The following is a 9819-nucleotide window of genomic DNA, read 5'->3' as shown; positions in this document are numbered from 1 at the left end:
CGCTGCTGGATCGCGTTGTCGACCTTGAAGTCGCAGTACAGCAGATTGCGGCTGTGCAGATGGCCGAGCGCGTCCAGCGCCTCGATGCCGTACGCGCACGCCTGCTCGACCGGCAGCGGATCGCGCCGGCCGCGCTCGCCGCGCCGCTCGTTGGCGATCTCCTTGAGCGACTTGCCGCCGACGTACTCCATCACGATGTAGCCGTCGAGGCTGCCGGTGCGCTGGTCGAGGTGCTCGACGAAGTTGTAGATCCGGACGATGTTGGAGTGCTCGATCTCGGCGAGGAAGCGGCGCTCCGAGACGGCCGCCGCGAGCGCGTCCTCGTCGCCGGTGTCCAGCAGGCCCTTGAGGACCACCCAGCGGTCGGAGACCGCGCGGTCCACGGCGAGGTAGACCCAGCCGAGCCCGCCGTGCGCGAGGCAGCCGGCCACCTCGTACTGGCCGTGCACGATGTCGTTCGGGTTGAGCTTCGGCACGAAGGAGTAGGGGTGGCCGCACTTGGTGCAGAAGCCCTCGGTGCGCCCCGGCCGGTCGCCGCGGCTGCGGCCCACCGGCGCGCCGCAGTCGCCACGGCTGCAGAAACGCTTCCGCTCGGGGACCTCGGGATTCTCCAGCACCGCGCCCCGCGGGTCGGGACGGGGCACGTCCGGCACGCTGACCAGCCCGGCCCCCAGCTTGCCCCGGCCGGACGACGCGGTGGACGAGCGGGAGCTGCGCACCGACACCGAGCGCGCGGCGGCGGAGCCCGACAGTGAACGGGAGAGCCGCCCGGAGACCGAACGGCGCGAGGTCGACGACCGCGAGCTGGAGCGCGAACTGCCGCGCGAGCTCTGCGACGACGAGCCGGCCGAGCCGGACGCGCCGCCCCGGGCGCCGCCGCCGGTGATGCCGGTGGGGGCGGAGCCGACCATGCCGCCGGGGGAGACGACCGGCGCGAGCCCGCAGGTGTCGCAGTACAGCTCGCCCTCGCCGACGTCCTCGTACGACCCGTCGCAGCCCGGTCGTTGGCACTTGTCGCTCATACGTCCCCCCTGCCGTGTGCTGATCCCGCTTGCCCCGTGTGACCCGGCTGCCCGGACTGTCCCGGCGGCCCCGGCGCGCCCGGCCGGTCCGCCGGGCCGCTCTGCCCCGGAACCAGCGCCTCCGCCGTCGCCCGCTGGTAGCGCAGCACCGCCTGGTCGGCGGCGCGCAGGTCGCAGGGCGCGCTCCACAGCATCCGGCGGGCCGCGTCGTACCGCTCGATCAGCAGCGGGTCCTCCGCCATGCCGTGCCGGGCCACCTTCGCCTTGTACGCGTCGAGCCGCCCGCGCAGCTCGGCGCGGACCGCGAGCGGCGCGGTCACCGCCGTCAACGACTCGCGGGCGCGCATCAGTTCGTCCTCGGCGCGCCGCTCCAGGCTGTCCAGCAGCGGGGACAGCCGGTGCCACTGGGCGTGCCTGCGGTAGTCGGAGGCCGCGGACAGCTGCTCGTGCAGCGCGGTCGAGGGGCCGCTCACGGCGGGCACCTCGGACGCGGCGATCTTCGCGAGCACCTCGCCGCGGGCCTGCCGCGCCTCGGTGAGCGTGCGGTCCGCGCGGGAGAGCACGTCGCGCAGCCGCAGCAGCCGCTGCTCGGCGTCCTGCCGGACGTCCAGCACCGCCTCGACCTCGCGCCGGATGTCGTCCAGCGCGCGGGCCGCGTGGTCGTAGCGGTCGGTGTCGGGACGGCCGCCGCCGGGGGCGGAGCTGCGGGTGGCGTGCACCCAGAAGGCGAGCGGGTCGGATATCACCTCGGCGCGCAGCGAGGTCAGTTCGTCGGTGATCCGCTCCAGGTCGTCGCCGGAGGGATGCTCGCCGGGGCGTACGCCGACGGAGTGCGCGAGCGAACGGGTGCGCCGCAGTTCGGCGCTGAGCAGGTCGATCCGGGCGGGCAGCGCGGACCACACCGAGTCGCAGGCGGTGACCAGGTCCAGCGCCTCGGCGTACCAGGAGTTCATCCGCTCGACGAGCGCTTCGAGGCTCAGCCGCTCGCTGAGCCGGGCCGGGCCGGTCAACTGCCGCGCGGTGTCCGGGAGCGCGCCGCCGGACACCTGCACGCCGCTGCCGCGCAGCAGGTCGGTCAGCTCGGCGAGGTCGCTCTGGTTCGGCCAGCGCCGCCGTGCGCGCAGCTCGCGGGCGGAGGTCAGGGCATCGGTGTACGCGTCGAAGTGCGCCCAGAGCAGCGCGATGGCCTGCTCGGTGGCGGCCCAGCGCTCCTTGGTGGCGCCGGTCAGCGAAGCGCCGTCGAGAAGCCGGCGGCCCGCGTGGTCCTGGAGGGCGAGCAGCGAGGACTCGATCGCCTCGTGTTCGGCGCCGAGCCGCGCCAGCGCACGGTCCACCTCATCCCGGTCCATGACCGGACCCGTGGGTTCCGCGACCCCCATCGATCACCTCTCCGCTGTGTGCGCTGCCTGCGGCGCCCTGCCGTGTGGTGCGACTGCCTGCGGCGCTGTGCCGTCCGGTGCTGATTCGTGCGGTGCTGTTCCTGACTGTTCTTCGCGGGTCCTTACGGTGCGGCTGTCCGGTCCGGGACCGCCCCGTGCGGTCCGGCTGGTTCGAGTCTGCCCGGTTCGAGCCCCGCCCGTCCGGCCTCGCACCGTCCGACCCCGCCCGGGTCAGGGCTTGTACTTCGGCTCCGGTGGTCCCTCGATGCCCTTGAGGTCATCGGAGAGCCACTTGCGGTAGGACTTCATCCAGGGGCTGGCCTGGCCGCCCTTGCGGTAATTGTCCAGCACCTTGTTCACCCGGCGCACCAGATCCTCGTCCTTGAGGTTCATCGCCACGCCGTACGGCTCCGCGGTGAACGGCTCGCCCACGAGCTTGACCGACGGGTCCTGGGCGGCCTGCCCGGCCGCCAGCGCGCTGTCGGTGATCACCGCGTCCACCTGACCCAGTTGCAGCCTGACCAGGCAGTCCAGTTGGTTGTCGACGGTCAGCACCCGCGCTCCGTGCGACTCCTCCTTCAGTTCGGCCTCGCCCGTGGAGCCCTTGGCGGTGCAGACTTTCTTGCCGCGCAGCGTGTCGTCGAAATCCTTGATGGCGGACCCCTCGGGGACCAGCACCTGCTGACCGGCCTCGAAGTAGGCGGTCGAGAAGGCGACTTGCTTGATCCGGTCGCAGTTGATGGTCATCGTCCGCGCGATGACGTCCACCTTGCGCTGCTCCAGGGCCGGTATGCGCTGATTGGTGGGGATGGTGCGGAAGGTGACCTTGTCCGCGTCGCCCAGGATGTCCTTGGCGATGGCGCGGACCAGATCGATGTCGAAGCCCGCGAGTTCGCCGGTGGCCGGATCGCGGTAGCCCCAACGGAAGCTGTTCTGGTCGACGCCGGCGATCAGCCGGCCGCGCTCCTTGATCCGCTTCACCGCCGCACCGCTGACGTCCGAGGGGCGCAGGCTTGCCTCCGGGGTCTCGCAATCCGCCGCGCGCGCCCCCCGAGCGTGGGCCGCGTCCTGTCCGTACGAGGTGGTGGAGGCCGTCTGCGACGGCGTGTCCCGTTGCGCCAGCGGCAGCACCGAGACACAGGCGGCCAGCGCGCACGCGACCGTCATCCCGGCGACGCCGCCCCAGCCGCGCAACCTGCTCGGTCCGCTCACGGCTCCCCCCATCATCGGTACTCCGACAGTCTGCGGCCGATGCCCAGCACCGCGCCGGCCGCGGCGAGCACGGCCAGTACGGCGGCGCCGATCGCCAGCCCGGAGAGCGCGCCGCGGCCGCTCTCCGCCGCCTGGGTGAACTCCCGCTGTTCGTGCGCGACGGCGGTCTTCAGGCTCGCGTCCACCACGTCGAAGCACTCGCCCGTGGTGCCCTTCGCGCCGATCACCTTGTCCAGCGCGCCCGCGTAGTCGCCCGCGTCGTCGGTGGCGCGGGCCGCGCCGTGCCGCTGCTGCCACGCGCGGACGCCGTCGAGCGCCTTCTGGATCGGCTCGCGGCCCGCTGAGTCGTCGGCGAGCGACTGGGCGCGGGCCATCAGGCTGCCGGCCGCGGGATCGGCCGCGGCGGGCTTCGCCGACCCCTTGGCGCCGGCCGATCCCTTGGTGTCACCGACCAGCTTGCGCATCCCCGACTGGAAGCCGGCCTCGTACGCGTCCTCGCCGTCCTTGGTGAGCACGGCGCCGCGCGCGACCAGCGTGAGGTTCTCGTCCCCGCGCGACTGGAGCGAGCCGATCCGGGCCTCGTTGAGCACCTGGAGCGACTTCGCGCCGTTCTCGTACGAGTCGCCGAGGCCGGACCGCGCGACGCTGTGCCCGACCACCAGCCACAGCAGCACCGCGGCGGACGCGGCCGTCGCGGCCAGCAGGCCGGGGTTGAAGACCCGGTTCGTCCGCTGGAAGTTACGGCGCTGGGCCCAGCCGAGGCCGCCCAGCGCGATGACGCCGACACCCAGCGCGACCCACGGCCACGCCTTGGCGTCGGCGTAGTCCTCGCCGAGCCGGGCGGTCTCCGCCTCGTACAGCTCGCGGGCGGCGGGCAGCAGTTCGGTGCGCATCTTGTCGTTGGCGTAGCGCAGATAGGCGCCGCCGAGCGGCAGCCCCTGCCGGTTGTTGGCGCGCGCGGTCTCGACCAGCCCGGTGTAGAGCGGCAGCTGATGGTTGAGCTTGGCGATCTGCCGGCGCGCGGAGTCGGAGCCCTCGGTGTTGGCCGCGGCCTTCACCAGCAGCTCCGACGCGAGCTTGACGTCCCGCTCGTAGCGCTTGCGCACCGCGCGGGGCTCCTGGCCGCCGGCCAGGAATCCGCTAGCGGCGGTGGAGTCGGCGTCGGCGAGCGAACGGTAGATGCTCGCGGCGTCCGCGCTGAGCGGCTGGCTGCGGCTGACCACGGCGCTCGCGGCGGTCTCCCGGTCGGAGACCTGCCAGGCCGTCACGGCCCCGAACACCACCACCAGCACGGCGACGACGGCTCCGATGATCCGTAGCCGACCGGGTTCGGTGGTCGCCGAAGCGCGCAGCCGGTCGATGCCCTCGGCCCAGGCGGTCCGCCGGGCGGCAGGCACAGGCGGCGACGCACCGCGGAGCGGCGTGTGAGTCACGGGACCTCCCCCTTGGTCGCTGACGGTGCCTCGGTCCCCGACGCGGCGGGGCACAGGTGCACGGCCAGCAGTATGGCCGTAGGGACCGACATCCACACCGGGATTGCCTGGATCTTGTTCGGATCATGGCCGGCCGAAACCCGCTCAGGACCCCGTACAGGACCTCTTCGACGATCCCGTGCCGATCTCCGCGCCATCCCCCTGACCTTGAACACGTGTTTCCGGGGCGTTCGGTTCCCTCCCTGCTCAGGAGAGGCTACCGGGGGGCGAAGGGGCGGGCCGGCAGGCATGGAGCGACACTGCGGCCCGCCCCCCAGTCCGCTCAAGGGGACGGCCCGCAGCCGGGGAAGCCCCCTACAGCGCCGACGCGGCCCTCCCGGCAGCCGCGTAGTGCTCCCGCAGCCGCCGGTGCGCCGAACTGGGCGCGCCCGTGCGGTCGAGGCCGAGGAGTCCCGCGCCCAGGACGGGGGGTGCGGTGACGACCTGGGGGACGGCCTTGGGGGCGCGCTCGGTGAGCAGTTGGGTGATGCGGTCGTGCAGCAGGGGGCGGCGGGCGGCCAGGATGCCGCCGCCGAGGATCACTACGGCCGGTTCGGAGAGGAGGTCCAGGCGGGTCAGGGCGACCGTCGCCATGGTCACGACCTCGTGCGCCTGCCGGTCGACGATAGCGCGGGCCACCGCGTCGCCCGCCTCGGCCGCGGCGAAGAGCACCGGGGTGAGTTCGTGCCTGCGGGGGTAGTCGATGCGGCCCAGGTGGATCGCCTCGATCAGCGCCGGCATCGTCGAGAGGCCGAAGTGGGCGGGGAGTTCCCTGGCGAGCGTGGTGGGCTCGCCGCGACCGTCGTCCGCTCGGGCCGCCCACCACAGGGCTTCCTCGGCGAGGAAGCCGCCGCCGCCCCAGTCGCCGGAGATCCGGCCGATGGCGGGGAAACGGGCGACGCGTCCGCCGGGGGCCAGGCCGGCGCAGTTGATGCCCGCTCCGCAGACCACGGCGACGCCGGTGGGCTCGCTGCCGTCCGGTACGCCGGCGCGCAGCAGCGCGAAGGTGTCATTGGCGACGTCGACCGTGCGCCCCCAGCCGTACGACTCGATCTCGTGCGTCAACTCCCTCTCCTCGACCGGGAGGTCGGCGTTGGCGAGGCACGCGGAGACATGCTCGACCAGCGGGCCGGAGGCCGGCGGATCGCCCGGCAGGCCGGTCGCCGCGCAGGCCTGCGCCGTCGCTCGCGCGACCAGCGGCGCGAGCTCGGCGACGGCGGGGCCGGCGCCCACGACGGGCGGCTGGAAGCCGCCGCCGCGCGCCGTGCCGAGCACGGTGCCGTCCGGGCCCACCAACGTCACATCGGTCTTGCTGTTGCCCGCGTCGATCGCGAGGATCGCTCCCGGCCAGCGGGGACCGGGCGGCGCGGGGTCCTGCCCGCCCGCTCCGGGCGCGGTGGTGTCGGGGCGGGCGCTGCCGGAGCCGCTGCCAGAGGTGCCGGCAGGAGTGTCGGCACGGGTGTCGGCACGGGTGTCGGCACGGGGGCCGGCAGCCCGGTCGTCGGGCGGCAGAGGGTCGTTCAGGCCCACTTGAGGTGCTCCCGGTTGTGCGCGATGAGGTCGTCCGTCAGCTTCTCGGCGTAGTCGATCTGGCCGATCAGCGGGTGGGCGAGCAGCGCCTCGAAGACCCGGTCGCGACCGCCCTTCAGAGCGGCCTCCAGCGCCAGCTGCTCGTAGGCGGTGATGTTCGCGATCAGGCCGGAGTAGAGCGGCTCCAGGGGGCGTACGGGCAGCGGCTTCGCGCCCCCGCCGTCCACCGTGGCCGGTACCTCGATGACCGCGTCGTCCGGCAGGAACGGCAGCGTGCCGTTGTTGAACGTGTTCACCACCTGCACCTCGCCGGCCTCGTCCCGCCCGCGCTCGCGCAGCAGCGAGGAGGTGAGGGCGACGGCGGCCTCGGAGTAGAACGCGCCGCCGCGCTTGCTCAGCAGCTCCGGCTTCTCGTCCAGCGCCGGGTCGCCGTACATCTCCAGCAGCTTCTTCTCCATCCCGGCGACCTCGGAGGCCCGCGAGGGCTTCGTCCTCAGCTCCCGGACGACCGCGTCGTGCTGGTAGAAGTAGCGCAGGTAGTACGAGGGGACGACGCCGAGCCGCTCCACCAGGCTGCGCGGCATGCGCAGATCGTCAGCGATCGCGTCGCCGTGCTCGGCGATCAGCCTCGGCAGCACGTCCTCGCCGTCCGGCCCGCCGAGGCGCACCGCCCGCTCCCACGTGAGGTGGTTGAGGCCGACGTGCTCCAGGAAGACCTCTTCCGGGGTGACGCCGAGCAGGTTCGCGAACTTCCGCTGGAAGCCGATCGCCACATTGCACAGGCCGACGGCCTTGTGCCCGGCGGTGAGCAGCGCGCGGGTCACGATGCCGACCGGGTTGGTGAAGTCGACGATCCAGGCGTCCGGGTTGCGGCGGCGCACCCGGTCGGCGATGTCGAGCACCAGCGGCACGGTGCGCAGCGCCTTGGCGAGGCCGCCCGCGCCGGTGGTCTCCTGGCCGACGCACCCGCACTCCAGCGGCCACGTCTCGTCCTGCCGGCGGGCCGCCTGCCCGCCGACCCGGAGCTGGAGCAGCACGGCGTCCGTGCCGTCCACCCCCGCGTCCAGGTCCGCGGTCCAGGAGATCTTGCCCGGGTGGCCCTGCTTGGCGAAGATCCGCCGAGCGAGGCCGCCGACCAGGTCCAGCCGGTCCGCCGCCGGGTCGATGAGGACGAGTTCTTCCAGCGGCAGGACGTCGCGCAGCCGCGCGAACCCGTCGATGAGTTCGGGGGTGTAGGTCGATCCTCCGCCGACTACTGCGAGCTTCATGGTTCTTTAGCCCTTCACTCCGGTGAGCGTGACGCCTTCGACGAAGGCTTTCTGTGCGAAGAAGAAAATGATGATGACGGGCGCCATGACCAGCAGTGTCGCGGCCATGGTGAGGTTCCAGTTGACGCTGTGCGCGCTCTTGAAGCTCTCCAGGCCGAACGAGAGGGTCCAGGCGCCCGGGTTCTGCGAGGCGTAGATCTGCGGGCCGAAGTAGTCGTTCCAGCAGTAGAAGAACTGGAACAGGGCGACCGCCGCGATGCCCGGCTTGGCCATCGGGATGACGACTTTGAGCAGCGTGCGCATCTCGCCGCAGCCGTCGACCTTCGCCGACTCCAGGTACTCCTTGGGGATCGTCAGCAGGAACTGCCGCAGCAGGAAGATCGAGTACGCGTCGCCGAACGCCATCGGGATGATCAGCGGCCAGAGCGAGCCGGAGAGGTGGAACTGCTGCGCCCACACCAGGTACATCGGGATCACGATGACCTGCGGGGGCAGCATCATCGTGGAGATGACCAGCATCATCGCGGTGCGGCGGCCCCGGAAGCGGAACTTGGCCAGCGCGTACGCCACCGGGATCGAGGAGAGCAGCGTGAAGGCGGTGCCGAGCACCGCGTACATCAGCGAGTTGCGCCACCAGTCCAGGAAGCCGGGCGTCTTGAACACCTCGGCGTAGTTGGACCAGTTCCACTCGTGCGGCCACAGCTCGCCGCTCATCGCCTGGCTGTCGCTCATCACGGACGTCAGGAAGACGAAGACGAACGGCAGCACGAAGAACAGCGCCACCGCGACGGCGACGGCGTGCACGGCGATCCAGTGCAGCACTCGCTTGCGCCGGTGCGCGGCCGCGGCGGCGCGCGAGCCGCCGCGCACCGGGGCGGGGGTACGGGGCGGGGTGAGGGTCGTAGAGGTCATGTCGGTCAGTCCTCCGCCGAGAGCAGGCCGGCGCGTTTGCGCATCAGCAGCGTGGTCACGGCCATGGCGATGACGAAGAGTACGAGCGAGAGCACGGACGCCGCGCCGGTGTTGAAGTTCTGGAAGCCGATCGAGTACACGAGCTGCGGCACGGTGAGCGTGGAGTGGTCGGGGTAGCCCGGCTGGATGACCGAGCCGGGTCCGATGCTCACGCCGGAGGCGAGCTTCCCGGCGACCAGCGCCTGTGTGTAGTACTGCATGGTCTGCACGACGCCGGTGACCACCGCGAACATCACGATGGGCGTGATGGCCGGCCAGGTGACGTAGCGGAATTTGGTGAAGACTCCCGCCCCGTCCAGCTCGGCGGCCTCGTACTGCTCCTTGGGCACGTCCAGCAGCGCCGCCATGAAGATGACCATCAGGTCGCCGATGCCCCAGAGCGAGAGCATCACCAGCGAGGGCTTGGCCCAGTTCGGGTCGTTGAACCAGTTGGGCGCGCTGACGCCGACCGACGACAGCAGCTCGTTGACCGGCCCGGAGCCGGGGTTGAGCAGGAAGACGAAGGCGACGGTGGCGGCCACCGGCGGGGCGAGGTAGGGGATGTAGAAGGCGGTGCGGAAGAAGCCCACACCGGTCTTGATCTTGGTGATCAGCAGCCCGATGCCGAGGCCGAAGACGACCCGCAGCCCGACCATCACGACGACCAGCCACAGCGTGTTCCACAGGGCCGGGCCGAACAGCGGCATCTGGGTGAGCACGTACTTCCAGTTCCGCAGCCCGACGAAGGTCGGCTCCTGGATCTGGTTGTAGTGCATGAACGAGAAGTAGACGGTGGCGATCAGCGGGTAGCCGAAGAAGACCGTGAAGCCGACCAGCCAGGGGGACAGGAAGCCGATCGTGCGCAGCCGGTCGCGGTTGTGCTTGCGGCGCAGCTCGGGCGCTTTGGGCTCGGCTGTGAACGTGGACGCGGGCGTGGCCGGCGGAGCAGCGGCGGCGGCGTTGGATATGGCCATGGGTGACTCCG

General features: G+C 72.1%; 8 protein-coding genes. All 8 read right to left on the bottom strand.

Annotated elements, in window-relative coordinates; genetic code table 11:
- A partial coding sequence (locus tag QMK28_RS00840) for a serine/threonine protein kinase (RefSeq protein ID WP_326434957.1) occupies positions 1-1022 on the bottom strand: 1022 nt, incomplete at its 3' end.
- The gene (locus tag QMK28_RS00835) at positions 1019-2371 is read right to left on the bottom strand and encodes a hypothetical protein (RefSeq protein WP_443050478.1); all 1353 of its coding nucleotides are present in this window, start codon (positions 2369-2371) and stop codon (positions 1019-1021) included. The genes QMK28_RS00840 and QMK28_RS00835, both read right to left, overlap by 4 nt.
- A 261-nt stretch (positions 2372-2632) precedes the next feature.
- Positions 2633-3625 carry a glutamate ABC transporter substrate-binding protein gene (locus QMK28_RS00830; protein WP_326434970.1) on the bottom strand — a complete coding sequence of 331 codons (993 nt, stop codon included), beginning with the start codon at positions 3623-3625 and terminating at the stop codon, positions 2633-2635.
- Positions 3625-5046 (bottom strand): hypothetical protein, encoded by a 1422-nt coding sequence (locus QMK28_RS00825; protein ID WP_326434955.1) that lies wholly within the window; start codon positions 5044-5046, stop codon positions 3625-3627. Before QMK28_RS00825 ends, QMK28_RS00830 begins: the two co-directional genes overlap by 1 nt.
- Before the next feature lie 354 nt (positions 5047-5400).
- On the bottom strand, positions 5401-6423 hold the full coding sequence (locus QMK28_RS00820) for an N-acetylglucosamine kinase (RefSeq protein ID WP_326434969.1): 1023 nt from the start codon (positions 6421-6423) through the stop codon (positions 5401-5403).
- A gap of 182 nt (positions 6424-6605) precedes the next feature.
- On the bottom strand, positions 6606-7883 hold the full coding sequence (locus tag QMK28_RS00815) for a 6-phospho-beta-glucosidase (protein WP_326434954.1): 1278 nt from the start codon (positions 7881-7883) through the stop codon (positions 6606-6608).
- 6 nt (positions 7884-7889) lie between these two features.
- Positions 7890-8795, bottom strand: coding sequence for a carbohydrate ABC transporter permease (locus QMK28_RS00810; RefSeq protein ID WP_326434953.1), 906 nt, complete (start codon positions 8793-8795; stop codon positions 7890-7892).
- Positions 8796-8800: 5 nt separating this feature from the next.
- On the bottom strand, positions 8801-9808 hold the full coding sequence (locus QMK28_RS00805; RefSeq protein ID WP_326434952.1) for a carbohydrate ABC transporter permease: 1008 nt from the start codon (positions 9806-9808) through the stop codon (positions 8801-8803).
- Positions 9809-9819: the final 11 nt, after the last annotated feature.

This window comes from Streptomyces sp. H27-D2 (assembly GCF_035828615.1).
Taxonomy (GTDB): Bacteria; Actinomycetota; Actinomycetes; order Streptomycetales; family Streptomycetaceae; genus Streptomyces.
The sequence above is the reverse complement of the archived record's forward strand: the minus strand, read 5'-3'. Positions and strand labels throughout refer to the sequence as shown.